This is a genomic window from Chitinolyticbacter albus, from assembly GCF_024437655.1.
Taxonomy (GTDB): Bacteria; Pseudomonadota; Gammaproteobacteria; order Burkholderiales; family Chitinibacteraceae; genus Chitinolyticbacter; species Chitinolyticbacter albus.
In genome coordinates this window covers 107305-131773 of sequence record NZ_JANBVF010000008.1, presented here as the reverse complement: position 1 = coordinate 131773, position 24469 = coordinate 107305, and the positions used below count along the sequence as shown (strand labels likewise).

At 62.6% G+C, this 24469-nt stretch carries 28 protein-coding genes; 15 read left to right on the top strand and 13 right to left on the bottom strand.

Annotated elements, in window-relative coordinates; genetic code table 11:
* Positions 1–12 precede the first annotated feature (12 nt).
* From minE to ppsR, 4 genes are all read right to left on the bottom strand, one after another.
* Positions 13–273, bottom strand: coding sequence for a cell division topological specificity factor MinE (gene minE, locus NLI84_RS07050; RefSeq protein WP_255989203.1), 261 nt, complete (start codon positions 271–273; stop codon positions 13–15).
* Between the two features lie 3 nt (positions 274–276).
* On the bottom strand, positions 277–1086 hold the full coding sequence (gene minD / locus NLI84_RS07045; RefSeq protein ID WP_255989202.1) for a septum site-determining protein MinD: 810 nt from the start codon (positions 1084–1086) through the stop codon (positions 277–279).
* 17 nt (positions 1087–1103) lie between these two features.
* Entirely contained in the window at positions 1104–1808 is a 705-nt protein-coding gene (gene minC, locus NLI84_RS07040) for a septum site-determining protein MinC (RefSeq protein ID WP_255989201.1), read from the bottom strand.
* Positions 1809–1908: 100 nt separating this feature from the next.
* Positions 1909–2727, bottom strand: coding sequence for a posphoenolpyruvate synthetase regulatory kinase/phosphorylase PpsR (gene ppsR, locus NLI84_RS07035; protein WP_255989200.1), 819 nt, complete (start codon positions 2725–2727; stop codon positions 1909–1911).
* Positions 2728–2942: 215 nt separating this feature from the next.
* Here ppsR and ppsA point away from each other — a divergent pair, with 215 nt between their 5' ends.
* The 4 genes from ppsA (at position 2943) to NLI84_RS07015 (ending at position 9349) form a co-directional block, all read left to right on the top strand.
* Entirely contained in the window at positions 2943–5339 is a 2397-nt protein-coding gene (gene ppsA, locus NLI84_RS07030; RefSeq protein WP_255989199.1) for a phosphoenolpyruvate synthase, read from the top strand.
* A gap of 328 nt (positions 5340–5667) precedes the next feature.
* Positions 5668–6873: an aspartate aminotransferase family protein gene (locus tag NLI84_RS07025; protein WP_255989198.1), complete on the top strand. Its 1206-nt coding sequence runs from the start codon at positions 5668–5670 to the stop codon at positions 6871–6873.
* Between the two features lie 95 nt (positions 6874–6968).
* Positions 6969–8867: an ATP-binding cassette domain-containing protein gene (locus NLI84_RS07020; RefSeq protein ID WP_255989197.1), complete on the top strand. Its 1899-nt coding sequence runs from the start codon at positions 6969–6971 to the stop codon at positions 8865–8867.
* The gene (locus NLI84_RS07015) at positions 8864–9349 is read left to right on the top strand and encodes a retropepsin-like aspartic protease family protein (protein ID WP_255989195.1); all 486 of its coding nucleotides are present in this window, start codon (positions 8864–8866) and stop codon (positions 9347–9349) included. Before NLI84_RS07020 ends, NLI84_RS07015 begins: the two co-directional genes overlap by 4 nt.
* 464 nt (positions 9350–9813) lie before the next feature.
* On the opposite strand, the gene NLI84_RS07010 is transcribed toward NLI84_RS07015, so the two are convergent.
* From NLI84_RS07010 to NLI84_RS06990, 5 genes are all read right to left on the bottom strand, one after another.
* On the bottom strand, positions 9814–10653 hold the full coding sequence (locus NLI84_RS07010) for an SDR family NAD(P)-dependent oxidoreductase (protein WP_255989193.1): 840 nt from the start codon (positions 10651–10653) through the stop codon (positions 9814–9816).
* 58 nt (positions 10654–10711) lie between these two features.
* Positions 10712–11200 (bottom strand): DNA-deoxyinosine glycosylase, encoded by a 489-nt coding sequence (locus tag NLI84_RS07005; RefSeq protein WP_255989192.1) that lies wholly within the window; start codon positions 11198–11200, stop codon positions 10712–10714.
* Positions 11201–11321: 121 nt separating this feature from the next.
* Positions 11322–13052, bottom strand: a complete 1731-nt coding sequence (locus tag NLI84_RS07000) for a methyl-accepting chemotaxis protein (RefSeq protein WP_255989191.1) — start codon at positions 13050–13052, stop codon at positions 11322–11324.
* Positions 13053–13135: 83 nt separating this feature from the next.
* On the bottom strand, positions 13136–13549 hold the full coding sequence (locus tag NLI84_RS06995; RefSeq protein ID WP_255989190.1) for a tellurite resistance TerB family protein: 414 nt from the start codon (positions 13547–13549) through the stop codon (positions 13136–13138).
* The gene (locus NLI84_RS06990; RefSeq protein WP_255989189.1) at positions 13546–14013 is read right to left on the bottom strand and encodes an acyl-CoA thioesterase; all 468 of its coding nucleotides are present in this window, start codon (positions 14011–14013) and stop codon (positions 13546–13548) included. Before NLI84_RS06990 ends, NLI84_RS06995 begins: the two co-directional genes overlap by 4 nt.
* Positions 14014–14120: 107 nt before the next feature.
* Here NLI84_RS06990 and NLI84_RS06985 point away from each other — a divergent pair, with 107 nt between their 5' ends.
* Complete coding sequence (locus NLI84_RS06985; protein ID WP_255989188.1) at positions 14121–14579, top strand: universal stress protein; 459 nt, start codon at positions 14121–14123, stop codon at positions 14577–14579.
* On the top strand, positions 14566–15426 hold the full coding sequence (locus NLI84_RS06980; RefSeq protein WP_255989186.1) for a radical SAM protein: 861 nt from the start codon (positions 14566–14568) through the stop codon (positions 15424–15426). The genes NLI84_RS06985 and NLI84_RS06980 overlap by 14 nt, the downstream gene beginning before the upstream one ends.
* Positions 15427–15483: 57 nt before the next feature.
* Here NLI84_RS06980 and NLI84_RS06975 read toward each other — a convergent pair whose 3' ends face one another.
* Entirely contained in the window at positions 15484–15807 is a 324-nt protein-coding gene (locus NLI84_RS06975; protein ID WP_255989185.1) for a helix-turn-helix domain-containing protein, read from the bottom strand.
* 151 nt (positions 15808–15958) lie between these two features.
* Between NLI84_RS06975 and NLI84_RS06970 the strand changes: the two genes are divergently transcribed.
* Both NLI84_RS06970 and NLI84_RS06965 read left to right on the top strand, forming a co-directional pair.
* Complete coding sequence (locus tag NLI84_RS06970; RefSeq protein ID WP_373316912.1) at positions 15959–16774, top strand: ferritin-like domain-containing protein; 816 nt, start codon at positions 15959–15961, stop codon at positions 16772–16774.
* Between the two features lie 10 nt (positions 16775–16784).
* Entirely contained in the window at positions 16785–17129 is a 345-nt protein-coding gene (locus NLI84_RS06965) for a CPCC family cysteine-rich protein (protein ID WP_255989182.1), read from the top strand.
* A gap of 39 nt (positions 17130–17168) precedes the next feature.
* On the opposite strand, the gene NLI84_RS06960 is transcribed toward NLI84_RS06965, so the two are convergent.
* The 3 genes from NLI84_RS06960 to NLI84_RS06950 form a co-directional block, all read right to left on the bottom strand.
* The gene (locus NLI84_RS06960) at positions 17169–17447 is read right to left on the bottom strand and encodes a barstar family protein (protein WP_255989181.1); all 279 of its coding nucleotides are present in this window, start codon (positions 17445–17447) and stop codon (positions 17169–17171) included.
* Between the two features lie 72 nt (positions 17448–17519).
* A complete protein-coding gene (locus NLI84_RS06955; RefSeq protein ID WP_255989180.1) occupies positions 17520–17945 on the bottom strand; it encodes a ribonuclease domain-containing protein in 426 nt (141 codons plus the stop codon).
* A gap of 52 nt (positions 17946–17997) precedes the next feature.
* Entirely contained in the window at positions 17998–18777 is a 780-nt protein-coding gene (locus NLI84_RS06950) for a helix-turn-helix transcriptional regulator (RefSeq protein WP_255989179.1), read from the bottom strand.
* Positions 18778–19010: 233 nt separating this feature from the next.
* Between NLI84_RS06950 and leuC the strand changes: the two genes are divergently transcribed.
* The 7 genes from leuC to leuB all read left to right on the top strand — a co-directional run bounded on the left by leuC (position 19011) and on the right by leuB (position 24453).
* On the top strand, positions 19011–20417 hold the full coding sequence (leuC, locus tag NLI84_RS06945) for a 3-isopropylmalate dehydratase large subunit (RefSeq protein WP_255989178.1): 1407 nt from the start codon (positions 19011–19013) through the stop codon (positions 20415–20417).
* 14 nt (positions 20418–20431) lie between these two features.
* Entirely contained in the window at positions 20432–20563 is a 132-nt protein-coding gene (locus tag NLI84_RS06940; RefSeq protein WP_255989177.1) for an entericidin A/B family lipoprotein, read from the top strand.
* A 10-nt stretch (positions 20564–20573) separates the two neighbouring features.
* Complete coding sequence (gene leuD / locus NLI84_RS06935) at positions 20574–21215, top strand: 3-isopropylmalate dehydratase small subunit (protein ID WP_255989176.1); 642 nt, start codon at positions 20574–20576, stop codon at positions 21213–21215.
* Between the two features lie 97 nt (positions 21216–21312).
* A complete protein-coding gene (nagB, locus tag NLI84_RS06930) occupies positions 21313–22044 on the top strand; it encodes a glucosamine-6-phosphate deaminase (RefSeq protein ID WP_255989175.1) in 732 nt (243 codons plus the stop codon).
* 27 nt (positions 22045–22071) lie between these two features.
* Positions 22072–22365 (top strand): hypothetical protein, encoded by a 294-nt coding sequence (locus NLI84_RS06925; protein ID WP_255989173.1) that lies wholly within the window; start codon positions 22072–22074, stop codon positions 22363–22365.
* Between the two features lie 157 nt (positions 22366–22522).
* Positions 22523–23344: a hypothetical protein gene (locus NLI84_RS06920; RefSeq protein ID WP_255989171.1), complete on the top strand. Its 822-nt coding sequence runs from the start codon at positions 22523–22525 to the stop codon at positions 23342–23344.
* A 44-nt stretch (positions 23345–23388) separates the two neighbouring features.
* A complete protein-coding gene (leuB, locus tag NLI84_RS06915) occupies positions 23389–24453 on the top strand; it encodes a 3-isopropylmalate dehydrogenase (RefSeq protein WP_255989170.1) in 1065 nt (354 codons plus the stop codon).
* Positions 24454–24469 lie beyond the last annotated feature (16 nt).

Here is a 24469-nt window from a genome sequence, read left to right as displayed (position 1 = left end):
GATAGCGCCAGTTTAACGCTTTGCCGTCTCGGGCAACACGATATTCACTTCCAGCACTTCGAAATCATCCTTGCGATCGAGCTGGACCTTGATGTCGTCCGCGTTGATCGCCACATATTTGGAAATGACCTCGACCAGCTCCTTTTGCAAGGCCGGCAGGTAGTCCGGTGCGTTACGGCCGGCGCGCTCGTGCGCCAGGATGATCTGCAGCCGCTCACGCGCGACCGAGGCACTGGCTTTTTTCTCGCCGAAAAAATAACTGAGTATCGACATGGATCAGCCTCCGAACAGGCGCTTCCAGAACGGCGCCTTGGGTGCTTCGATGAAACGCAGCGGTTTGTCCTCACCGAGGAAGCGCGCGACCACATCCTTGTAGGCTTCCGAAACATCGCTGCCGGCAAGATGGATGGCCGGGGTGCCGGCGTTGGACGCCTGCAGCACGGTTTCCGATTCCGGCACTACGCCGATCAGCGTGATCCGCAGCAGGTGCTGCACGTCGTCCAGCGACAGCATCTCGCCGGTATCGACGCGCTTGGGGCTGTAGCGGGTGATCAAGAGGTGGGTCTTCACCGTGCCGCCTTCCTCGGCCTTCTTCGACTTGGCGTCGAGGATGCCGATGATGCGGTCTGAATCGCGCACCGAACTGACTTCCGGGTTGGTGACGATCAGCGCTTCGTCGGCGAAATAGGCCGCCATCAAGGCGCCCGATTCGATGCCGGCCGGGCTGTCGCAGACGATGTAGTCAAAGCCGTCGTGCTTGAGCTCGGTGATGACCTTCTCGACGCCTTCGCGCGATAGGGCGTCCTTGTCGCGGGTTTGCGAGGCCGGCAGGATGAACAGGTTGTCGCAGTGTTTGTCCTTGATCAGCGCCTGGCGCAGCGAGGCTTCGCCCTGGATCACATTGATCAGGTCGTACACCACGCGGCGCTCGCAGCCCATGATCAGGTCGAGGTTGCGCAGGCCCACGTCGAAATCGATCACGGCGGTCTTGAAGCCGCGCAGCGCGAGGCCCGACGCGAAGCTGGCGCTGGTGGTCGTCTTGCCGACGCCGCCCTTGCCGGAGGTCACGACGATGATTTTTGCCACGGGGTTGTCCTCTGGGGTTATCCGTTGAGTGCTTCGATCACGAGTTTGTCCTGATCGAGCAGTATTTGTGCGGGCTTGGATTTGAGCGATGTTGGCAGGTTATCGTCCAACGTGCGGTAGATGCCGCCGATCGATACCAATTCCGCTTCCATGCAGGTGGTGAAGATGCGCGCGCTGGTATCGCCCCGTGCACCGGCCAATGCCCGGCCGCGCAGCGGTGCGTAAACATGGATGTTGCCGTCGGCGATCACCTCGGCGCCAGCCGAGACCAGCGCCAGTACCACCAGATCGCTGCCGCGGGCGTACACCTGCTGGCCGGTACGTACCGGCCGGCTGACGATCATCGCTGGGATCGGTTTTTCCACCGGTTTGACCGCCGGTACCGCTGGCGCGGCATCGTCCGACAGCACGACAAGGCCCGCTTCACGCGCTGCGGCACGTTGCCCGTCATTGCCGCCACGCGCAGCCACAGCCTTCAGGCCGAATTCGCGCAGCAGCTGCGCCAGCGCGGTGATTTCGATGGCGCTGGGCATGGCTGGCAGGCTGTCGAAGTCGAGTAGCACCTGCTCGCCGCTCAACATGTGCTCGCCCAGTCCCAGTTGCTCGGTCAAGGCAGCGCGCAGCGCCTGGGCATCCAGCGTGGCTGGCACAAAGCCCAAAAGTTTGAGCGTGTTGCTGCGAAATTCGAAAGCGGCCGGCGTATCGACGGGAGGAGGCGGCATGGAATAAGGCAGGCTCGATCGCAAAGCCCAGAGTTTACCGTCTCGTCAGGGTGGGCGAAAGCCGATGTTGCTGCCGCGTGAAGACAGCCGGGCGTTTTCTTCAATACACGCGTCGCACCATGCCGGTCCGGTGCATGATGGTGGTGGCCAATTCCTCGATCGAGAGCGTGGTGGTATTGAGATAGGGCACGCCAACGTGCCGCATCAGCGCGGCAGCTTCTTCGATCTCGAACTGGCAGTTCTCGATCGCCGAATACTTGCTGCCTGGTTTGCGCTCCTGGCGGATCTGGCTCAGGCGTTCCGGATCGATGGTCAGCCCGAACAGCTTGTTGCGATAGGGCAGCAACAGCTTGGGCAGCGTGTGCTGGCCGAAATCCTCGGGGGTCAGCGGGTAGTTGGCGGCCTTGATGCCGAACTGCAGCGCCAGATACAGACAGGTCGGGGTTTTGCCCGAGCGCGATACGCCGATCAGGATCACGTCGGCCTCAGCGAGGTCGCGCGGCATCACGCCATCATCGTGGCTGAGCGAATAATTCACCGCGTCGATGCGGTTCTTGTATTCCTCGAAATTGGCAATGCCGTGCGATTTGCCGACGGTATGCGACGACTTTCGTCCCAATTCCTGTTCCAGCGGGCCGATGAAGGCCTCGAAGAAATTCATGGTGAACGCTTCGGATATCTGGAACACGCTGCGCAAATCGTCATCGATCATGGTGCAGAACACGATGGGGCGGCATTGATCGGTAATCGCCTGCTGGCGGATCTTCTCCACCGCCTCGCGCGCCTTCTCGACGCTGTCGACAAAGGGCAACGTGATGCGGCGGAAGTTCACATCCTCGAACTGGGTGAGCAGCGTGTGGCCCAGCATCTCTGAGGTGATGCCGGTGCGGTCGGAGACGAAAAAGGCGGTGCGGGGCATTCGGACTCCAGGTCACATTGCTGCAGTGCAGGGCAGCATACGGCCGTCATATCGGCTTGCCATTACGGGATATCCCCCATTCTGGCATTTCAAATGAGATCGCGGTGTTGCAGCGATATTTTTCGGAAATCCCCTACTGGATTACCCCACTAGGCGCTTCCCCTTCGCAGCCTAGAATGGAATCGAATCTTTTTGCAACGCAACAGAGGCCTGCGATGACAGCGACCAGCGACCGTGACGTGATCGAATTCTCCCAATTGCGCATGAGCGATGTCGAAGTGGTAGGGGGCAAGAATGCCTCCTTGGGCGAGATGATCTCGCAACTTTCCGAGCGTGGTGTGCGCGTGCCCGGCGGTTTCGCCACCACGGCCGCGGCTTACCGCGAGTTCCTGGCGCAAGGGAATCTCGCCGGTCGTATCGACGATGTGCTCTCCACGCTCGACGTGGACGACGTCAAGGCGCTGGCGCAGGCCGGGCGCCTGATCCGCGAGCAGATCCTCGCCACGCCTTTCCCTGCCCGGCTGGAAGCGCATGTGCGCGAACACTACGCGCTGCTGGGGGATGGCGCCACCGTGGCGGTGCGCTCGTCGGCGACCGCCGAGGATCTGCCTGATGCCTCGTTCGCCGGCCAGCAGGAAACCTTCCTCAACATCGTCGGCATCGACAATGTGTTGCACGCAATTCGCGAAGTATTCGCCTCGCTCTACAACGACCGGGCGATTGCCTACCGTGTGCACATGGGCTTCGATCACAAGCTCGTTGCGCTGTCGGCCGGCGTGCAGCGCATGGTGCGCTCGGACCTGGGCGCTGCCGGCGTGATGTTCTCGCTCGATACCGAAACCGGCTTCGACCAGGTGGTGTTCGTTACCGCGTCCTATGGCCTGGGCGAAACCGTGGTGCAGGGCGCGGTGAACCCGGACGAGTTCTACGTGCACAAGCCCACGCTCGCGGCGGGCCGCCCGGCCGTGGTGCGCAAGCATCTGGGCGGCAAGGCGCTCAAGATGGAGTTCACGCAGGATGCCACGGCCGGCCGCTCGGTGAAGACCGTCGAGGTGCCGCTGGCGCAGCGGCGCCAGTTTTCTATCACCGACGCTGAGGTCGAGGAGCTGGCGCGCTACGCGCTGACCATCGAGCAGCATTATCAGCGCCCGATGGATATCGAATGGGGTCGCGACGGCATCGATGGCCGGCTCTACATCCTGCAGGCGCGCCCGGAGACGGTGAAGTCGCAGGAGTCGAGCGCCGACAAGTTGTCCAAGTTCCGCCTCAAGGAACGGAGCGAGGTGCTGACGCAGGGCCGCGCCATCGGCCAGAAGATCGGCCAGGGCCGGGTGCGGGTGATCCGCGATGTATCGGAAATGGACCAGGTGGCGGCCGGCGATGTGCTGGTGTCGGACATGACCGACCCCGATTGGGAGCCGGTGATGAAGCGTGCCGCCGCCATCGTCACCAACCGCGGCGGGCGCACCTGCCACGCCGCCATCATCGCACGTGAGCTGGGCATCCCGGCGGTGGTCGGCTGCGGTGATGCCACCAAGGTATTGCGCGATGGCGACGAGGTGACTGTCTCGTGCGCCGAGGGCGATACCGGCAATGTGTACGAGGGCCTGCTGGAATTCGAGCGGCAGGACGTGGCACTCGAGTCGATGCCCGAGCCGCCAGTGAAATTGATGATGAACGTCGGCAACCCCGAGCTTGCGTTCGAGTTCTGCCAGCTGCCGAACGACGGCGTGGGCCTGGCGCGGCTGGAATTCATCATCAACCGCATGATCGGCGTGCACCCCAAGGCCTTGCTGGCTTATCCCAACCTGCCAGCCGAATTGAAGGCCCAGGTCGAGGAGCGCATGGCGGGCTATCGCTCGGCGGTTGATTTTTACGTCGACAAGATCGCCGAGGGCATTGCCACGCTGGCGGCGGCGTTCTGGCCCAAGAAGGTGATCGTGCGGCTGTCGGACTTCAAGTCCAACGAATACGCCAACCTCTTGGGCGGGCCGATGTACGAGCCGCACGAGGAAAACCCCATGATCGGTTTCCGCGGCGCCGCGCGCTATGTCGATGCGAGCTTTCGCGACTGCTTCGAGCTCGAATGCCGCGCGATGAAGAAGGTGCGCGACGTGATGGGCCTGACCAATGTCGAGGTGATGATTCCCTTCGTGCGCACGGTGCAGGAGGCCGCCGACGTGATTGCGCTCTTGGCCGAGAATGGCCTCAAGCGCGGCGAGGGCGGACCAGATGGCAAGGCGGGGCTGCGCGTCATCATGATGTGCGAAATCCCGGCGAACGCGGTGCTGGCCGAGCAGTTTTTGCAGCATTTCGATGGTTTCTCGATCGGCTCCAACGACATGACGCAGCTCACCTTGGGCATCGATCGCGATTCGGGCGGGCCGGTTTCGGTGAACTTCGACGAGCGCAACGATGCGGTCAAGGCGATGCTGGCGATGGCGATCAAGGCGTGCCGCGCACAAGGCAAGTACGTCGGCATCTGCGGCCAGGGGCCGTCTGATCACCCGGACTTCGCGCAGTGGCTGGTCGAGGAGGGCATAGAGACCATTTCGCTCAACCCCGACACCGTGGTCGAAACCTGGCTTTACCTCGCCAAGCACGCCCACTGAATTGCTTGAGCGCTGACGGCAAGGGCGCTCAGCCCTTGCCGCGGCGTGTCGGCTGCCGCTGATGCCCAGCGTCGCCCCTGTCCGCCATGGACAAAGCCGTGCTATCTGCCAACTGCCAAGCCAGTCAGGCTGCAGCCGCCGCTGGCGCGGCGCGCGCGCGCAACCTGCAACCGCGACGGATGGCAAGGGCCGGGCCATCACGAGTATTTCGTTACTGGGCAGCGTAAACATCAACCGGTATGCTCGCGGTATCTGGCCAGACCGGGCAACCAGCCGGGTTTCCCGCCGGATACTCCCGATCGACGACCCTAAAGATAAGGACACTGCGATGACCCTCTCTCGTTCCGACTTCGACCAGTACATGGTGCCCAACTACGCCCCCGCTGCCTTCGTGCCGGTGCGTGGTGCCGGCAGCCGAGTCTGGGACCAGGCGGGCCGAGAATATGTCGACTTCGCCGGTGGCATCGCGGTCAATTCGCTGGGGCACTGCCATCCGGCGCTGGTATCGGCACTGACCGCGCAGGCGAACACGCTGTGGCACGTGTCCAATGTGTTTACCAACGAGCCGGCGCTGGCGTTGGCGCAAAAGATCGTTAACGCCACCTTTGCCGACAGGGTGTTCTTCTGCAATTCGGGCGCCGAGGCGAATGAGGCCGCGCTCAAGCTGGCGCGCCGCGCCGCGATCGAGCGCCATGGCGCCCAGAAGCACAAGGTGCTCTCCGCGCTGAACAGCTTTCACGGCCGCACCTTCTTCACCGTGTGTGTCGGCGGCCAGCCCAAGTATTCGGACGGTTTCGGTCCCAAGCCCGCCGGCATCGAGTACTACGAATACAACAACCTCGCCAGCCTGGAAGCGCTGATCGACGACGAAACCGCCTGTGTGATCGTCGAACCGATCCAGGGCGAGGGCGGCGTCACTCCGGCCTCGCGCGAGTTCCTGCAGGGCGTGCGCCGCCTGTGTGATCAGCACCAGGCCTTTTTGATTTTTGACGAGGTGCAAAGCGGCGTCGGCCGTACCGGCAGCCTCTATGCCTATATGGATTACGGCGTGACGCCGGACATCCTCTCCAGCGCCAAGGGCCTGGGGGGCGGCTTCCCGGTCGGCGCGATGCTTACCACTGCGGACCTGGCCAAGCATCTGGCGGTCGGTACGCACGGCACCACCTACGGCGGCAATCCACTGGCGTGCGCGGTGGCCGGCGCGGTGTTCGACGTAGTGAATTCGCCCGAGGTACTTGCCGGCGTGAAGCACAAGCACCAGCAGATTGTCGACGCCATCGCCGCGATCAACGCCCGGGTCGGTGTATTCAAGGAAGTGCGTGGCATGGGTCTCTTGATCGGCGCCGAGCTCAAGGATGAGTACGCCGGCCAGGCGCGCGAAATCCTGGCGCTCTCGGCACTGGAGGGGTTGATGGTGCTGATGGCTGGCCCCAACGTGATTCGTTTCGCACCATCGCTGGTGATTGCGGACGCCGATATTACCGAAGGCTTTGCGCGTTTCGAGCGCGCATTGGCTGCATTCGCTGGCAAGTAAAGCCAGCGATGCACCGCCGACGAGGCCGCCTGCGGGCGGCCTCGTCGCTTTAACCGCGCCGCCCGGATGCATCGTTTCCGGTACACTGCCGCCCCATGATCCGTCTTAAATCCCTCACCTTGCGCCGTGGGCTGAAAGTCCTGCTCGACGGCGCCGATCTCACCTTGCATCCCGGCCAGAAAGTGGGCGTCGTCGGCGCCAACGGCGCCGGAAAATCCTCGTTCTTTGGCCTGTTACGCGGTGAACTACACGCCGATGTGGGCGATCTGGAATTGCCACCCCGTCTCGTGATTGGCTATGTGGCGCAGGAAACGCCAGCATTGGCCGTCAGTGCGCTCGAATACGCGCTCGATGGCGATAGCGAATTGCGCCACGTCCAGGCCGATCTGGCCGCCGTGGCCGACGATGGTGTGCGCCATGGCGAACTCCTGGCGCGACTGGAAGCGATCGATGGCTATAGCGCACCGGCGCGCGCCGCCAAGCTGCTCGCGGGCCTCGGATTTTCGGAGGCCGAGATGCAGCGGCCGGTATCGAGCTTTTCCGGCGGCTGGCGCATGCGGCTTAACCTCGCGCAGGCGCTGATGTGCCGCTCCGACCTGTTGCTGCTCGATGAGCCGACCAACCACTTGGACCTTGAAACCGTGGTCTGGCTGGAGGACTGGCTACGCAGCTATCAGGGCATGCTGCTGGTGATCTCGCACGATCGCGATTTTCTCGACGCCACCGTCGCCAGCATCCTGCATGTCGATGCGGCCAAGCTCACGCTCTACACCGGCAACTACGCCGATTTCGAGGCGCAGCGCGCCGAGAAGCTGTCGCAACAGCAACAGGCGTTCGACAAGCAGCAACGCGAGATCGCGCATCTGGAATCCTTCATCACCCGCTTCAAGGCCAAGGCCAGCAAGGCCAAGCAGGCGCAGAGCCGGGTGAAGGCGCTAGAGCGGATGGAAATGATCTCCGCCGCGCACGTCGATACCCCGTTCACCTTCACTTTCCGCCAGCCTGAATCCAGCCCCAGCCCGCTGATCCGGCTGGAACACGCCGATGCCGGTTACTCCGCGCCCATCCTCGGCCAGATCGAGCTTAGCCTGGAAAAGCAGGCGCGCATTGGCCTGTTGGGCGTGAATGGCGCCGGCAAGTCCACGCTGATCAAGGCGTTGTGCGGTGATTTGCCATTGCTTGCCGGCCAGCGCATCGAGGGCAAGGGGCTCAAGATCGGTTACTTTGCCCAGCATCAGTTGGAACACCTGCGGCTGGACGAATCGCCGCTGTGGCATTTGCAAAAGCTTGATCCGACCACGCGCGAGCAGGAACACCGCAACTTCCTCGGTGGCTTCGATTTCCACGGCGAAATGGCAACCGGCCCGGTGCGGCCGTTCTCCGGCGGCGAGAAGGCCCGCCTCGCGCTCGCGCTGCTGATCTGGCAGCGGCCCAACCTGCTGCTGCTCGACGAGCCAACCAACCACCTCGATATCGAAATGCGCCAGGCGCTGACGCGCGCGCTCACCGATTTCGACGGTGCCATCATCGTCGTCTCGCACGATCGCCATCTGCTGCGTGCCACGGTCGACGATTTCTGGCTGATCGAAGCGGGCAGGGTGCGGCCGTTCGACGGAGACCTCGACGACTACACGCGCTACAGCCAGGAAAAACGGCTGGAAGACGCCCGCGCCAGCACGCAGCAAGGCGTGGGCGACTCGGTCGATCGCAAGGCGCAGAAACGCGCCGAGGCCGAGGCGCGGCAGAAACTCGCCAGCCAACGCAAGCCGCTGGAGCAGAAGGTCGCCCGCATCGAAAAGGAAATGACACCGTTGGGCGCCGAGCATGCCGCACTGACGGTGGCGCTGAGCGAGGAGGGCCTCTACGCGCCCGAGCGCAAGGCGGAGCTGCAGGACAAGCTCAAGCGCGAAACCGAGGTGAAGGCGCGGCTCGACGAGCTGGAGCTGGAATGGCTGGAACTGCAGGACGCGATCGAGGCGCTGGGCGCGGCATGAAATCCAGCCTCGGCCCGCTTATCCTCTGGCTCGTCGTGTTCGGCGGCGTGTTCGTCGTGATGCAACAGTTCATCGCCTCGCGTGAAACGCCACGCATGGCGATCGAAGCGGCGGGCGGCCAGGAGCTGGCCATCCCGCGCTCGCCCGACGGGCATTACCGGCTGCGCGGCACCATCAATGGCGAGCCCGTGGTGCTGATGATCGACACCGGCGCCAGCTCCATCACCCTGCCGGCGCCGCTCGCCGAGCGCCTGGGCCTGCCGCGCGGTGAATCCATCACCTCACTGACCGCCAACGGCCAGGTGGAAGGCTATGCCACTCGGATCGATACGCTCGCCTTCGGCGGCTTCAACCTCAGCCACGTCCGCGCCGGCGTCGTACCCAACATGCCCGGTGACGAGATCCTGCTCGGCATGAACGTATTGGGCCGGCTGGAAGTGGTGATGCGCGGCGAGCGCATGATCATCAGGGCGCCCTCGTAGTCTGATGACGCCTGCACGGACACGCGTAACACGGTGGCAGAGCAGGCTGGCAGGATGAGGCTGGCAAGGCTTTAGCCGTTGATTGCCTCAACAAGCTTGTGGGGCAGATAAGCAACCGGTTCGTTTCTCGTTCGTTCAGTTTGGACGGTAACCTGAGCCGGCGCCTTGATGGAATAGGGCTGCGCCAAGCTCGCCTATGAGGAAGGACAAGAACGACGAACAATCCGCTCTGTTTTATCGGTATTGACGTCGCCAAACTCAAGCTGGATCTGGCTTTGTTGGTCAGTGGCAGCCGGAAATCCGAAATCGTGGCCTATACACGCGATGGCCACATGCGGTTGCAACCAAGGTTGCTGGCGCGCATCAAGGATTTTGCCAAAGCGAACTGAGCCGGAATAAGACCGGTGCAGTTGATGCCGCCTCCTGGCGATGCTTCTGCTGCCGCTGAATATCCTTGAGCGCTCTCATCCCCCCGCTTTGAGCAGCACTACATCTAGCCAACGCGTGGGCAGCAGGCGTTTTAGATACCAGAACGCCTTGGTCGGCGTGGTGACGCGGTAGCGCGCCTTGGGGCGGCGGCTATCCAGTGCAGCAACGACGGCGGCGCTGGTGGCCTCGGGGCCGAGCGTGAACGGGGAGGCCGGGCCTTCCTTCGCCAGGCGTGTGTGCATGGCCTCGTACAGCGCCGCGTTGCGGCCTTGCTGGTATGGCGCCACCCAGTTGTCGAACTCGCGTGCGGCATTCATGCGGAATCGGCTGGCGATGGGGCCAGGCTGGATCAGCACCACGTGGATGTCGCTGCCGACGAGCTCCAGCCGCAGCGTGTCGCAGAAGCCTTCCAGCGCGAACTTGCTGGCATTGTAGGCGCCGCGCATCGGCATGGCAGCGAAGCCCAGCACGGAGCTGTTCACCAGCACGCGGCCGTGCCCCTGGCGGCGCATCCACGGCAAGAGCGCGTTGGTGAGCGCCATCGTGCCAAAGACATTGGTTTCGAACTGATGGCGGATCGCTGCGCGATTCAGATCCTCGATGGCGCCCGGTACACCGAAACCGGCGTTGTTGAAGAGCGCGTCGAGCCGGCCGTCGCAACGCTCGTGCAACCAGGCAAGCGCGGCCTCGATCGACGCATCGTCGGCGATATCGAGCTGAACGGCCTCGAAGCCCTCGGCTTGCAGCCGGTCCACATCCTGTTCCTGGCGGGCGCCGGCGTAGACGCGCCAGCCGCGTTGCTTGAGTGTCTGCGCGGCGTGCAGGCCGATGCCGCTGGAGCAGCCAGTGATCAATATGGAGCGGGATGGGGTCATGGTCGGTGGCGGCGGTTATAAAGGGGGGGATCATGCCATGCGCGCGGAGGATGTTGCGCTACAGGTAGGCGCCGAGGGCAGACCAGGCGGCGAGCTTGGCTTCGAACGAGAGCGTATGCGCCGGGCTGGTGGAGGGCAGGGCCAGCTGGGGCAGGCCGGTGTGGGTGAGCTGCTTTTTCCCCAGTCTGGCGGCCGTGCCGCCATTGAAGACGATGCAACGCAGTGCCGGGAGCGTGGTGACGAAGCGGGCCAGCGGGTTGGCGGCGATATCGCGCAATGCGGTGTCGAGGCTGCCCCGCCGCTGCGCCGTGCCGACGACATCCCAGAGCGCGATGCCATGGGCATGCAGCGTTGCGTAGCGTTGTGGCCAATCGGACCCAAGCAGTGTTTCGTGCAGCAGCTGGCTCATGATGGCCCAGAATGCGTTGCGTGGGTGCGCGTAGTAGTGGCCAGCGGCGAGCGATGCGTCGCCTGGCAGGCTGCCCAGGATGAGGATGCGCGCATGCTCGTTCGCGATGGCGGCAAAGCTCGATTTGTGCGGCGTCATACTGGGGTCGGCTGGATCTGCGGCAGGGCCAGGGTGAGGCCTTTCGGGTGGCCCGGGGAAACGACGACGCCACCCGGGCGGTGGCGTCACGCGATGGTTTTCTAGGGGCCTGTTTACGATCCTAGTGCTTGATCATGGTGCTGGCGTCAAAGCCGAGGCGCAGGCCGCCCCAGGGTTTGCCATCCACCACGATGGGCAGATCGAGTTCGGTCATGATCTCGCCGGTATCGCGCAGATAAGTCTGCAACAGGAAGCGCTGCTTGATCTGCGCCGCACGCAGGCCGGCCGGATCGTTGAACAGGCGCATATTGCGGCTGTTGACGAGATCGACCGCCTTGTCGCCGGTAGGCGGCTTGGAGTACCAGCTGTTGTGGGTGGCGCCATAGCCATTCACATCGACGGCCAGCGAGAACTTGCCGCCGGTGGCTTCCTTGGCGAGCCTGTCGTACAAAGGCTGCATTTCGCGCTCGAACTCGGCCACGTAGCTGGTGCGGTACTTTTGCGGCTGCGTGTTGGGAACCGGCTGGTAGTTGCGATCAAAGATATTGACGCCGCGCTTGAGCATCGCTTCCAGCTTGACCTGGACCTCGTCGCGCACCTTGCCGGCGCGCTGGATGGTGGCGTCCAGTTCCCCTTGGCCGACGATGTAGCGGCCGAACAACTCCTGCACCTGCTCGGCCGAGCTCGATAGATCGCGCGATGAATCGGCTGCGCGGGCCATGCGCTCGTTCACTGCCAACGAGAGCTGATGGATTTCAGCGACATTGGCGTTGACCACGTTGTTGGCTTCGGTGAACTGCTCCAGCGTGCTCGCGATATCGGTCAGCGTTTCGCTGGTTCGCTCAAAGTCGCCCATCATCCGCGCGAACTGGCCGGAGGCCTTCTCGACCACCTCGTGCGTGAGCTTGGCATCGTGCGTGATCTGCTGCGTTTCTGCTCGCGTTTCCGATACCTGCGCCAGCATGCTCTCTATATCGGACGAGATCTCGTCGGTGGCGACGCCGACCTTCTCGGCCAGTTTGCGCACTTCGTCGGCCACCACCGCAAACCCACGCCCAGCCTCGCCGGCACGCGCGGCCTCGATGGCGGCATTGAGCGCCAAGAGGTTGGTCTGGCCGGATATCTCGCGGATCAGGTCGACGATGCTCTTGATGCTGGCCGAACGCTGATTCAGACCCTCGACGGTGCGGTTGAAGGTTTCGATCTTGCCGGAGATGGCGTTGATGCGGTTGGTCACGTCCTGCAGCTCGGCGTAGCTGCCATGGGCCATTTCCAGGTTCTGCGCGGTGGTATGCGAGATCGCCTGGGTGCGCTGCGAAACGTCGTTGATGCCGGAAGTGGTGGTGTTGCTGGCATGGACCACCTTCTGCGCCAGCTGGTCCTGCTGCTGGGTGGAACTGGCCGAGTCGCGGATGTTCTTCATCGACTTGGCCGCTTCGAGCGCGATGCCGACGGTCATTTTCTGCACATCGGCGATGATGCTGCGCTGTTTGGCGAGAAAGGCATTGCAGGCGCGGCCCAGCATGGCTATTTCATCGCTGGTGATGATGGGCACATCGGCCGACAGGTCGCCTTCACCGCTGCTCGCCATGTCGAACACCGCGGTGATGTGTTTGACCGGGCGCGCGATCCAGAAATAGAAGTAGCCAAACTGTACCGAGACGAGCACGGCGGTCAGTCCGGTGATGATCCAGGTCCAGGTGATCAGCGGGGCCGGCGCGTTGTGGGCATGGGCCAGCAAGGCCAGCAGCAATGGCCCCAGCACGAACAGATAAAGGAAGGCGAATTTGCGAGCGAGGGTGGGAAGCAATGCGCGCTCGAGCGCGCTATGGAAGCCGTGCGATGTGGCCATGCCGTCTCTCCAACGTCCGCTTGCTGCGGGCTGTGTTTGTTATATCGGCTCGGGCGAGGCCGGCTTGAGCCGGCCCTGGCGCTTCAAGCTGCGAACGCGGCTTGCAGGTCTTCCAGCTGCAAGTGCCAGTACTGCAACATGTGGCTGAATACCGCGAGTTCGGCGTCGTTGAAGTCGTTATCGCTCTTGGCAAGATCAAGCGCAATGGCGGCGACCTGCAAGCGCTTCTTCGGTTCGTCGACGGTATCGAGCAGCGCCTCGATGCGTTCGCGGTCGATCAGCTTGATATTGCCGGCTTCGTCCGCTTCGTCCGACAAATCGTTGCAGTAGTCGTGCAACACCTGGATAAAGCCTTTGCGGCTGATGTCCAGTGCCTCGTAGACCCGCAGATGCTCCAGTTCGTCGATTTCCTCGGGGTCGAAGCTGCCGTCACACATCATTTGCAACACCAGGATGCGGGCAAGGGCTTCGGGGCTGTTGTGCGGATACTTCTTCATTGAGGCAGGTCCTTCTGGTCGTCTTGGGCGGTGATGAGTGCATCCCATCGCGCTGCGGCTGGGCTTGGGGCCGAGGCTATCTTGCGGCTATGGTAATCGAAAAACAGACAGGTCGTCTTTGCCGTGGCGATCGCTTTTCCGTCCTCGGTTTCCCTGATGCCGTAGTGCAGTTCGAACTGCGAACGCGTGCGCTCGCTGACGCACACGTCGATGGCAAGCGCCTGGCTGAGGAAGGCTTCGCCGAGAAAGCTGACGCTGGCATCGGCCAGGATGATGCCGGGGTGATCAATGCCTCCGAGCTCGGATAGGCCGAACTGGGTCAGAAAGCCGATACGCGCTTCCTGCAGATAGGCCAGCAAGCGATCATTGCCGACGTGGCCACCGTAGTTGAGATCGGTCGCACGCACGGTCAGCTGTAGCGTGAAGTCGGCGCGCGGCGGCGGGGGAAGCTTGAGTCGGGGCATGGCAAGCGCCGTAAAATGCCGATATTACCCCCGATGGCGGGGCGTTGCGCAACGGCGCGGCCAGGGCATCTGCTAGACTGAAACCACCGCCACCCAGGGAGATTGCCATGTACCAGCGCATCCTCGTTCCAGTCGACGACAGCGATACCAGCGCTGCCGCGGTCAAGGAGGCCACGCGCTTTGCCTGCGAGCAGCGCGCGGTGATCCGGCTCGTCCACGTGATCGATCTGGCGCAGTTCGCCTGGAGCGCCAATGAGTTTCTTGACGTGCCGCAACTGCAGGAGGCCCTGCGCAATTCGGGCAAGCTGTTGCTCGAACGCCATGCCGAGGCCTTGCGCGAGGCAGGGCTCACCCCCGAGCAGGAGCTGCTCGAAGCCTGGGGCGGTAATCTGGCGCATACCATCGTCGAGGACGCGGGCAAATGGAATGCCCAGCTGATCGTGATGGGCACGCACGGCTTTGGTGGCTTGACCCATCTCTTGCTGGGTAGCGTCGCCGAAGGCGTGATGCGCGCGACACCCGTTCCGGTCCTGCTGGTGAGAACCCCCGCGCATGGTGGCAAGTAAGACACTGCTGCGCGTGGATGACCACGCGCGCGATGCGGCCGGCTTCACCTACGTCTACCCCGTGGTATCGCGTCGCGCGGGTGGCGTATCGATAGGGATCAACCTCAATCCCAATAATGCGTGCAACTGGCGTTGCGTCTATTGCCAGGTGCCGGATTTGCAGCGGGGAGGGCCGCCACCGATTGATCTGGCGCAGCTTGAGCGTGAGCTTGGGGCCATGCTCGACGACGTGGTCCATGGCAGTTTCATGCAACAGCGCGTGCCCGAAGGCGCGCGCCGGCTGAACGATATTGCCTTCTCCGGCAACGGCGAGCCGACGATGGCGCCCGAGTTTGCCGACGCGGTTGAGCTCGCCAGGCAGGCCTTGCTGCGCTTGGGCTTGCTCGGATCGGTCAAGGTGGTGTTGATCAGCAATGGCAGCCAGATTCACAAGCCGCGCGTGCAGGCTGCGCTGGCGGCAATGCGCGCCATGGAGGGCGAGGTCTGGTTCAAGCTCGACCGTGCGCCGCAGGATGGGTTTTCAGAGGTGAATCAGGTCCAGCTCTCGCGTGCCGCGGTCGAGCGCAATCTCGCCGCTGCGGCCGAGGTGTGTCCGACCTGGTTGCAGACCTGCATGTTTGCCCGCGATGGGCGATTGCCCGATGCCGCCGAGCTGCAGGCCTATCTCGATTTCATCGCGGCCCAGCTGGCACGCGGCGTGCCGCTGCAAGGCGTGTTGCTGTATGGTCTGGCGCGGCCTTCAATGCAGGTCGAGGCGCCGTCGCTGGCGACGGCCCCGGCCGAATGGATGCAGGCGCTGGCAAGCCGCATCGAAGCACTGGGGCTGGCTGTCAGGCTCAGCCTTTAACGCTTTGCCGGTAGCGGGCATGACGATAAACCAAGAGCCGCAATCGCGGCTCTTGGTTTATCGGGCGTAGCTGCCAGTCGCAGCGCTCTTGTCGAGCACGTGGCCGTGCTCGCGGGCAGCGGCTTTCAGTGTTTCGTAGAGCTCTGGTTTTTGCTTGCGCAGGTACTGCAGGATGCGCATGTCTTCGCGGGTCAGATCGGCGAGATCGATTTCCTCGACATGCACCACGCGCAACAGCTCCCGAACCGGCTTGGGCATGGCGCGGCCGCTTTCGTAGCGGGAGCCGCCACTCTGGGTCACGCCGATGCGGCCCCAGAATTGCTGTTGGTTCAGGCCGAGTCGGCGGCGGATTTCGCGGGGGTTGAGGGTTTCTTCGGTCATGATGGCTTTACTCCTGACTGCTGCCACAGCAGATACAATCCGGGACGCTCCCGAGCGCCGTGTGACAACGTATGCCGACATCTTATCGGGGCAAACAGGTCAATCACACGTGACTATTCCCAAAGCAGAATCGTGAACAGCACCAGAAATCATGGAAATCGAAACGGATTTGACATCGCCCTTGGCTCTGCGTGCCACGGCTTATCGGGCGCTGATGCTGGACGATCCGGCAGCCAAGCTCACTGCCGTTGCCGCGATCGCACCACACGCCGCCGTCGAAGCGGAACTGGGTGTCGAACGAGTGGCCGTGCCGGGCCGACCAGTGCGGCCCGAACTCGTTGCGCCGACGGCGCTGGTGCAACGCAATGTCGCCACCGAAGAAGGGCGGGCGGCGCTGCTGCATGCGATCGCCCACATCGAATTCAACGCGATCAACCTGGCGCTCGACGCGGTCTACCGTTTCGCCGGCATGCCCGACGCGTACTACCGTGACTGGTTGCAAGTGGCGCGCGAGGAGGCGCTGCATTTCACACTGCTGGCCGAGCATCTCTACGGCATGGGTTACGTCTATGGCGACTTTCCGGCGCACAACGGCTTGTGGGAGATGGCACTCAAGACCGATCACGACGTGATGGTGCGCATGGCGCTGGTGCCGCGCATCCTGGAGGCGCGCGGGCTGGACGTGACACCGGGCATACGCGAGAAGCTCAAGCAGTCGGGGGATCTGCGGGCCTGCGAGATACTGGACGTGATCCTGCGCGACGAGGTAGGTCACGTGCGCGTCGGCAATCGCTGGTATCACCATTGTTGTGCGCTACGCGGCCTCGATCCGGTGGCCACTTTCGTGAGTTTGTTGCGCGAGCATGAGGCACCGCGACTGAAGGGACGTCTTAATTACGCCGCCCGGCGGGCGGCGGGATTCAGCGAGGAAGAATTGGAGCTGATCGAGTCGTTGAAGGACAACTGAGCGACACCGTATGCACGACCTGCCTTGCCCGTGCTGTGGATTTCTGACGTTCGAAGAAGCCTACGGCTCCTACTCGATCTGCCCGGTCTGTGATTGGGAAGACGATGGTTTGCAGCTTGCGAATCCGGTCGCCGCAGGCGGTGCGAATCATCGCTCGCTGGCCCAAGCGCAAGCGGTTGCGTTGTCCAAGCTGCCGGAGCATATCGAACTTGCGCGCGGATACCGGCGGGGACGAAGCTGGCGCCCTTTGCTACCGCAGGAGATCGCCATGGCGCAGCTACAGACGCAGACCGGGCTTCGAAGCGAGGTGCTGGATGAAGCGGATGCCTACTGGATGGATTCGAAAGGGATGTGAGTCAAAACGCGCAACTTCGGTTGCGCGCTTTACTTTGGATTAGCCGATCATCACCTCGACATCACTGCGCTCGCCCGCCACATCGTTGAAGGTGGCAAGCAGCGCCTCGAACTGCTCCTGGCCCAGGACGGGCAACGCTTGCAGGCAGCCGCGCCAGACGATCTGCACGGGGCCTTCGAGGCTACCGGTCAACACGTCGTGCAGCGCGTCGAGGTTGCGGCCGAAATCGGCGGGAAAACCCAGCTGGCGCGCCAACTGGTCGTAGATGTCGTTCATGCTGCGGATGTTGTTCAGCACCGCGCGGCGAGGTTCAGCCATGTTCCATCCTCCTTGTCGTTTTGTAACAGGTGCCTGTGGCCCCGTAGGGCTACTGTAACGCGATTCGCACCGTTAACGGCAGGCGGGAATCTCGACGAAACGCTGGTAGTGATCGACGGTCAGGTAGCGACGGCCAGGTACCTGGTAGACGAGGCGCTTGGCATTGCGCTTGCCACCTTGGTAGTCGAGATCGGCTTCGCGGTAGTCGCCCGTGGGCAGCCGCCGTTCGCGATTGCCGAAGCGGTCGCCGCCGATGCTGTGACCGGGCAGGATCCGCCACAGGTCCTGGCCTGGCTGCCAGCCCGCAGCGCGCGCCTGCTGTTTGGTGACGAAGCGGGGCGGTAGCCGTTGTTCGCGAGTCAGCGTCTGCAGCACCTCGGTCAATTCCTTGTCGTTCAGTCGATAGTGGCTGGCGAGCTCTGTCGCGACGCTGCGGCAATCGGCAGCGAACGATGGCAAGCCGCACATGGCGAACAGCAAGGTGATCAGGACGCGCATGGTTTTCCTAGGTGGGATAGTCGCGAATTGTGCCAGCTTGGCGCCGCCTGCGTCAGCCGGCACGGGTCAGCACCACCAGCTTGAACTCGTCGTGATCGACGAGGCGAAAGGTCAGCTGCTGGTAGCTCAAATGCCCATGCTGCGGATGGTGAAAACCACGCACTCCCCCCTGGCGCTCCAGTACGTCGTGGCGGCGCCAGTATTCGGCGAAGCTGCCGCTGGCGGCGGCCAGGCGAGAGACGAACTCTTCGAGTGCCGGATCATCGAGGTGGCTGCGCCGGTCGGCCCTGAATTCCGCCACCAGCCGACGCGCGCGCGCTTCCCAGTCTTCGACCAGCTCGCGCGCGCTGGGATTGAGAAACACATAGTCGAGCAGGTTATGCGGGCCAGGCTGGTCGAGCCAGCCGGTAAACAATTGCGCTGCCTGCGGGTTGAACGCCAGCACATCCCACAATCGACCGAGCACGTAGGCGGGGGTGTGCATGTCGGCAAGCAATTGCTCGAACAGGCTGACGGGCAGGGCCTGCTCCGGCGGCGCCGGCCGGGTATCGAGCCGGCCGGCGAGCTCGAACAGGTAGGCGCGCTGGGTGCGGTCCATGCGCAGAGCGGTGGCAAGCCGGTCGAGCGCATCGCTGGAGACATTGATGTCGCGCCCCTGTTCGATCCAGGCGTACCAGGTCGGGCTGATGCCGGCGAGCTGGGCGGCTTCTTCCCTACGCAAGCCGGTAGTGCGGCGTCGCGTGCCGGCAGGGAAACCGAACGCGGCGGGCGGGCATTTCTGGCGATGGGCGATCAGGAAGTCACCCAATTCCTTGCGGCGTATGGTGGGCATCGTTGTTCAATCCTTTAGCTCTGAGGCCTCTAGCGCCTTGGGGGTAAAAGGAAGGGCTAGGTAGGCGGCGCTAGCCTGATGCCTGGCGCGACCAGCTGCAACTCCCTCTCTACCTGTATTTATCCTGTTACCAATTACAATTTATACCAGTATAAACACTGGCCTTGTTGTCGTGGAGCGATGCGCATACTCTCGCATCCCATAGGCACATCGCCCTGCAACGGAAACCGGCCATGAGCGCGCAAACGCTGTACGACAAACTCTGGAATTCGCACGTGGTGCGTCAGGAAGAAGACGGCACCTGTCTGATCTATATCGATCGCCACCTGATCCATGAAGTGACCAGCCCGCAGGCGTTCGAAGGTCTGCGCACCGCGCAGCGCCAGCCGTGGCGCGTCAGCTCGGTAGTGGCCACGGCCGACCACAACACGCCGACCGATCATTGGGACGAAGGCATCAAGGACCCGATCTCGCGCCAGCAGGTGGAAACGCTGGACGCCAACATCAAGTTCTTCGGCGCCTTGGCCTATTTCCCGTTCAAGGACAAGAAGCAGGGCATCGTGCACGTGGTCGGCCCGGAAAACGGCGCCACCTTGCCCGGCATGACGGTGGTGTGCGGCGACAGCCACACCTCCACCCATGGCGCGTTTGGCGCGTTGGCGCACGGCATCGGCACCTCGGAAGTCGAGCACGTGCTCGCCACGCAGACGCTGGTCGCCAAGAAATCCAAGGCCATGTTGATCAAGGTGGAAGGCGAGCTTGGCGCTGGCGTCACTGCCAAGGACGTGGCACTCGCCATCATCGGCAAGATTGGCACCGCTGGCGGTACCGGTTATGCGGTCGAATTCGGCGGCAGCGCGATCCGCTCCCTGTCGATGGAAGGTCGGATGACGTTGTGCAATATGGCGATCGAGGCTGGTGCTCGCGCCGGCATGGTGGCGGTCGACCAGATCACCATTGATTATGTAGAGGGACGCCCGTTCGCCCCGACCGGCGCCACTTGGGATGCGGCGGTTGAATACTGGAAGACGCTGGTGTCGGATGACGGCGCTGTATTCGATGCAGTCGTGGAATTGCCGGCCGCAGATATCGAGCCGCAAGTCACCTGGGGCACCAGCCCGGAGCAGGTGGTGGCGATCGGCGCGCGCGTGCCCAATCCGGCGGCCGAATCCGACGCGGTGAAGAAGAACAGCGCCGAGCGTGCCTTGCAGTATATGGGCCTGTCGGCGGAGACGCCGATCACCGAGATCGCCATCGACAAGGTATTCATCGGTTCCTGTACCAACAGCCGGATCGAGGATCTGCGCGCCGCAGCGGCAATCGCCCGTGGCCGCAAGAAGGCGGACAACGTGAAGCTCGCGCTGGTGGTGCCGGGCTCGGGCCTGGTGAAGGCGCAGGCCGAAGCCGAAGGCCTCGACCAGGTGTTCATCGCAGCGGGGTTCGAATGGCGCGAGCCGGGTTGCTCGATGTGTTTGGCGATGAACGCCGACCGGCTGGAGCCGGGCGAGCGCTGTGCCTCGACCAGCAACCGCAACTTCGAAGGCCGGCAAGGGCAGGGTGGGCGTACCCACCTCGTGAGCCCGGCGATGGCAGCGGCGGCAGCAATCGCCGGCCATTTCGTCGATGTGCGCCAATGGTAAGGGGGCGCCGAGCGATGAAGCGTTTTGCCCTGATCCTGGCCGCATGTGCGGCGTTGGCAGCGCTGTCGGGCTGCAATACGGTCCACGGCTTTGGCAAGGATCTCAAGAAGCTGGGCGACCAGATCGAAGAAAAGTCGGCGAAATAAAGGCAACCAGATGAAAGCATTCACCCAACTCAACGGCCTCGTCTGTCCGCTCAACCGGGCCAACGTCGACACCGACGCCATCATTCCGAAGCAGTTCCTCAAGTCGATCAAGCGCTCGGGGTTCGGCCCCAACCTGTTCGATGAGTGGCGCTACCTCGATCACGGCGAACCGGGCATGGACAACAGCGGCCGACCGATCAACCCGGAATTCGTACTGAATTTCCCACGCTATGCCGGCGCGCAGGTGCTGCTGGCGCGTGAGAACTTCGGCTGCGGCTCGTCGCGCGAGCATGCGCCCTGGGCCATCGACGATTACGGCTTTCGCGTCGTGATCGCGCCGAGTTTTGCCGATATCTTCTTCAACAACTGCTTCAAGAACGGCCTGCTGCCCATCGTGTTGCCGGCCGACGTGGTCGACCAGTTGTTCCGTGAAACCGAGGCAGGCGATGGTTATCGCCTCAATGTCGACCTGGCGGCGCAGACGGTGACGACGCCGTCCGGGGCCTCGTTCGGTTTCGATATCACCACGCATCGCAAGCATTGTCTGCTCAATGGGCTCGACGAGATCGGCCTGACGCTGCAGCATGCCGACGAGATCAAGACCTTCGAAGCCGCGTATCGCGCGCGCCAGCCCTGGCTGTTTGTCGAGTAGCCGCTGCCGTTTCTTGGGCAAGGTCAACCGGCCTTGCCCAAGGCCCTTTATACTTATAAGGTTTATGACCTAGCCTGCCTGGAAAGCGTACAAGACCATGATCCTGCATAAATTCAAAAGCCAAAGCGATCTCGACCGTGCCGCCGCCGATCTCATCATCTCGGTGGTGCGCAGCAAGCCCAATGCCGCGCTCGGCATGGCCACCGGTGGCACTCCGGTCGGGTTGTACAAGGAAATCGTCAAGACCTATCAGGCGGGTTTGGTGAGCTTCAAGGAAGCGCGCACCTTTAACCTCGATGAATACGTCGGCCTGCCGATCACGCACCCGGAAAGCTACCGCGCCTTCATGCAGCGCAACCTGTTCGATCATATCGACATCAAGGCGGGCAACACCCATGTTCCCAACGGCAACGCCGCCGACGTGGACGCCGAATGCCGCCGCTACGACGAAATGCTGTATCAGCAAGGCCCAGTTGATTTGCAACTGTTGGGTATCGGCCATAACGGCCACATCGGTTTCAACGAGCCTGATACCGAGTTGTCGCGCTTCACCTACAAGGTCACGTTGAAGGAAGAGACGCGCGAAGCGAACAAGCGCTTCTTCAACAGCCTCGATGAAGTGCCGACGCACGCGGTGACCATGGGCATGGGCACCATCATGCAGGCCAAGATGATCCTCCTGGTGGTGAAGGGCCAGGAAAAGGCCGAGATCCTCGATCGCACCTTGAACGGCCCGATCACCACCCAGGTGCCGGCTTCGCTGCTGCAAACCCACCCACGCGTGATCGTGATGACCGATTGCGACGTCGAGTACAAGGTTTCGCACTAAGCGTCCCGGCAAAGCGGCAACGTGCCTATGGCCGCTGCCGCTTTTTATTTGTCGAGTAAGAACATGCCTCGGGCGCTGCGGGTGATGGCGGATTGGACGGTCCTGCTTGCTGCATGGCTATGCAGCTGGTTTTTGCCGTTCGACATTGATTCGTTGCAGGCCATCAGAGCGGAAATTGATCGCCCTTTGCACTCGGCGGCCTATCGCGCCTATCTCCGCCTGCTCTGGGGACTGATAGCACTAACTCAACTTGCATTGATTATTTTGCTCGTGGCCATTGTTGTTGCGGTTGTTTACCAGACGTGGAGATGTGTGTCATGAAAAAGTCCGCATCCTCCCGGACGATGGTATCGGCCCGGAAATTGTCGCCCAGGCCAAGCAGGCCTGTGCAGGCTGTTCTTCGAACGCCCCTCTTCTTTTGTTACGCGAGATGCCTTGAAGGTGTAGGCAGCACCAGCGGTATTAATGGAATATCGGAATGAAATGCATGTTTGACCGGGTTTTAAAAATTTTACTCGTGGTTTTTGTTGGCATTGTCCTGGCCACCCCCAGCTATTCGGCGCCAAAATCCTCACGTATTGGTGACTCGGAAGAGGCCCAGATCTTGTTTTGGGAAACCATCAAAGATAGCAAGGACGAAGCCGAGTTCCGTGCATATCTGGAGCGTTATCCGGACGGTGTGTATTCCGAACTGGCCAAAATCAAGCTTGCGAGGCTGCAACGGCCAACGCCGGTAGTGACCCCTCAAGCTACGCCTGTCGTCACGCCTCAAGCGGCGAAACCGATGGCAGCAACGGTTACTCCTTCTCCAGTGCCGACATTGGCGCCTTCCGCGGAAATACGCTATCGGGTTCGTGCCTTGGGCAATAGCAAGGGTGAGGTGAGATTGCGCCCCAATGGCTCCGGCTGGAGCCTGGTCAATCCCGGCACAGACGTTCACGATTGCTTGCTTGGCGCAATGACCGATGTGAGCCAGGGTGATCGGCTGCTTGATGCCAGCCGTATTTTGTCCGAGGCCGGTAGCGGGCGAGCCGACTACAAGCGCAAGATCTTGGGCAAGGATGGTGACGAGGTCACAATGCGCCTCAGCTATACCCAGCGTTCGGACAGCGGTGCCATCACCTCCATTTCGGCTAAGGGCCGGGAGGAAGGACTTAGCCTGTATGGCCACCATGATCCGATCCGCCTGACTTTTTCCATCGTGATCGATCGCAATCGCAATGTGATTACGTCGGCCAAGACGGTACGGAGCAATTCTGCCGGCGGGCGTTACGAATGCGAAGTGGCGTTGGTGCAATAAGACTGCGACACGAGAACATTTAATTTCTAGCTACGAGACATGTCATGAAAGTCCTTATCCTCCCCGGCGATGGCATCGGCCCGGAAATCGTCGCCCAAGCCAAGAAGGTCCTGAACCAGCTGATCGAGGGCGGCCTGACCGTCGAGATCAGCGAAGCACCGCTCGGTGGCGCGGCTTATGACGCCTACGGCGCACCGTACCCCGAGTTCACCCAGAAGCTTGCGCGTGAAGCCGATGCCATTCTCTTGGGCGCCGTCGGTGGCCCGCAGTATGACAAGCTCGATCGCCCGCTGCGCCCGGAGCGCGGCCTTTTGGCCATCCGCAAGGACCTCAACCTCTTTGCCAATCTGCGCCCGGCCATCCTGTACCCGGAATTGGCGAACGCGTCGACGCTGAAGCCCGAAGTGGTGAGCGGCCTCGACATCCTGATCGTGCGCGAGCTGACCGGCGACATCTATTTTGGCCAGCCGCGTGGCGTGCGCGTGAACGACAACGGCGAGCGTGAAGGCTTCAACACCATGCTCTACGCCGAGTCGGAAATCCGCCGCATCGCGCATGTCGCGTTCCAGGCCGCACAAAAGCGTGGCAAGAAGCTGTGCTCGGTCGACAAGGCCAATGTGCTGGAGACCACCGAGTTCTGGAAGGAAATCGTCACCGACGTCGCCAAGCAATATCCGGACGTCGAACTCAGCCACATGTATGTGGATAACGCCGCGATGCAGCTGGTGCGCGCGCCCAAGCAGTTCGATGTGATGGTCACCGGCAATATCTTTGGCGACATCCTTTCGGACGAAGCCTCGATGCTGACCGGCTCGATCGGCATGCTGCCCTCCGCGTCGCTCGACGCCAACAACAAGGGCCTCTATGAGCCCAGCCATGGTTCGGCACCCGATATCGCCGGCAAGGATGTGGCCAACCCGCTGGCGACCATTTTGTCGCTGGCGATGTTGCTGCGCTACAGCCTGAACGACGAGGCACGCGCGGTGCGCGTGGAGAACGCGGTGAAGGCGGTGCTGGCCCGTGGCCTGCGCACGGCCGATATCTACGAGGCCGGCACCGAGAAGGTGAGCTGCTCGGCGATGGGCGACGCCGTGGTCGCTGCGCTGTAACCCACATCGGCATGGC

Excerpts from the sequence above, each read along its gene's own strand:
- NLI84_RS07005 (WP_255989192.1), bottom strand. The coding sequence starts at position 11,200 with ATGACGCCGCACAAATCGAGCTTTGCCGCCATCGCGAACGAGCATGCG.
- nagB (WP_255989175.1), top strand. The coding sequence starts at position 21,313 with ATGATCCTGCATAAATTCAAAAGCCAAAGCGATCTCGACCGTGCCGCC.
- NLI84_RS07015 (WP_255989195.1), top strand. The coding sequence starts at position 8,864 with ATGAAATCCAGCCTCGGCCCGCTTATCCTCTGGCTCGTCGTGTTCGGC.
- NLI84_RS06970 (WP_373316912.1), top strand. The coding sequence starts at position 15,959 with ATGGAAATCGAAACGGATTTGACATCGCCCTTGGCTCTGCGTGCCACG.
- NLI84_RS07020 (WP_255989197.1), top strand. The coding sequence starts at position 6,969 with ATGATCCGTCTTAAATCCCTCACCTTGCGCCGTGGGCTGAAAGTCCTG.
- minC (WP_255989201.1), bottom strand. The coding sequence starts at position 1,808 with ATGCCGCCTCCTCCCGTCGATACGCCGGCCGCTTTCGAATTTCGCAGC.
- ppsR (WP_255989200.1), bottom strand. The coding sequence starts at position 2,727 with ATGCCCCGCACCGCCTTTTTCGTCTCCGACCGCACCGGCATCACCTCA.
- NLI84_RS06965 (WP_255989182.1), top strand. The coding sequence starts at position 16,785 with ATGCACGACCTGCCTTGCCCGTGCTGTGGATTTCTGACGTTCGAAGAA.
- NLI84_RS07000 (WP_255989191.1), bottom strand. The coding sequence starts at position 13,052 with ATGGCCACATCGCACGGCTTCCATAGCGCGCTCGAGCGCGCATTGCTT.
- NLI84_RS06920 (WP_255989171.1), top strand. The coding sequence starts at position 22,523 with ATGAAATGCATGTTTGACCGGGTTTTAAAAATTTTACTCGTGGTTTTT.
- NLI84_RS07010 (WP_255989193.1), bottom strand. The coding sequence starts at position 10,653 with ATGACCCCATCCCGCTCCATATTGATCACTGGCTGCTCCAGCGGCATC.
- NLI84_RS06990 (WP_255989189.1), bottom strand. The coding sequence starts at position 14,013 with ATGCCCCGACTCAAGCTTCCCCCGCCGCCGCGCGCCGACTTCACGCTA.
- NLI84_RS07025 (WP_255989198.1), top strand. The coding sequence starts at position 5,668 with ATGACCCTCTCTCGTTCCGACTTCGACCAGTACATGGTGCCCAACTAC.
- NLI84_RS06995 (WP_255989190.1), bottom strand. The coding sequence starts at position 13,549 with ATGAAGAAGTATCCGCACAACAGCCCCGAAGCCCTTGCCCGCATCCTG.
- minE (WP_255989203.1), bottom strand. The coding sequence starts at position 273 with ATGTCGATACTCAGTTATTTTTTCGGCGAGAAAAAAGCCAGTGCCTCG.
- NLI84_RS06940 (WP_255989177.1), top strand. The coding sequence starts at position 20,432 with ATGAAGCGTTTTGCCCTGATCCTGGCCGCATGTGCGGCGTTGGCAGCG.
- NLI84_RS06960 (WP_255989181.1), bottom strand. The coding sequence starts at position 17,447 with ATGGCTGAACCTCGCCGCGCGGTGCTGAACAACATCCGCAGCATGAAC.
- ppsA (WP_255989199.1), top strand. The coding sequence starts at position 2,943 with ATGACAGCGACCAGCGACCGTGACGTGATCGAATTCTCCCAATTGCGC.
- NLI84_RS06980 (WP_255989186.1), top strand. The coding sequence starts at position 14,566 with ATGGTGGCAAGTAAGACACTGCTGCGCGTGGATGACCACGCGCGCGAT.
- NLI84_RS06925 (WP_255989173.1), top strand. The coding sequence starts at position 22,072 with ATGGCCGCTGCCGCTTTTTATTTGTCGAGTAAGAACATGCCTCGGGCG.
- NLI84_RS06985 (WP_255989188.1), top strand. The coding sequence starts at position 14,121 with ATGTACCAGCGCATCCTCGTTCCAGTCGACGACAGCGATACCAGCGCT.
- leuB (WP_255989170.1), top strand. The coding sequence starts at position 23,389 with ATGAAAGTCCTTATCCTCCCCGGCGATGGCATCGGCCCGGAAATCGTC.
- leuC (WP_255989178.1), top strand. The coding sequence starts at position 19,011 with ATGAGCGCGCAAACGCTGTACGACAAACTCTGGAATTCGCACGTGGTG.
- NLI84_RS06950 (WP_255989179.1), bottom strand. The coding sequence starts at position 18,777 with ATGCCCACCATACGCCGCAAGGAATTGGGTGACTTCCTGATCGCCCAT.
- leuD (WP_255989176.1), top strand. The coding sequence starts at position 20,574 with ATGAAAGCATTCACCCAACTCAACGGCCTCGTCTGTCCGCTCAACCGG.
- NLI84_RS06975 (WP_255989185.1), bottom strand. The coding sequence starts at position 15,807 with ATGACCGAAGAAACCCTCAACCCCCGCGAAATCCGCCGCCGACTCGGC.
- NLI84_RS06955 (WP_255989180.1), bottom strand. The coding sequence starts at position 17,945 with ATGCGCGTCCTGATCACCTTGCTGTTCGCCATGTGCGGCTTGCCATCG.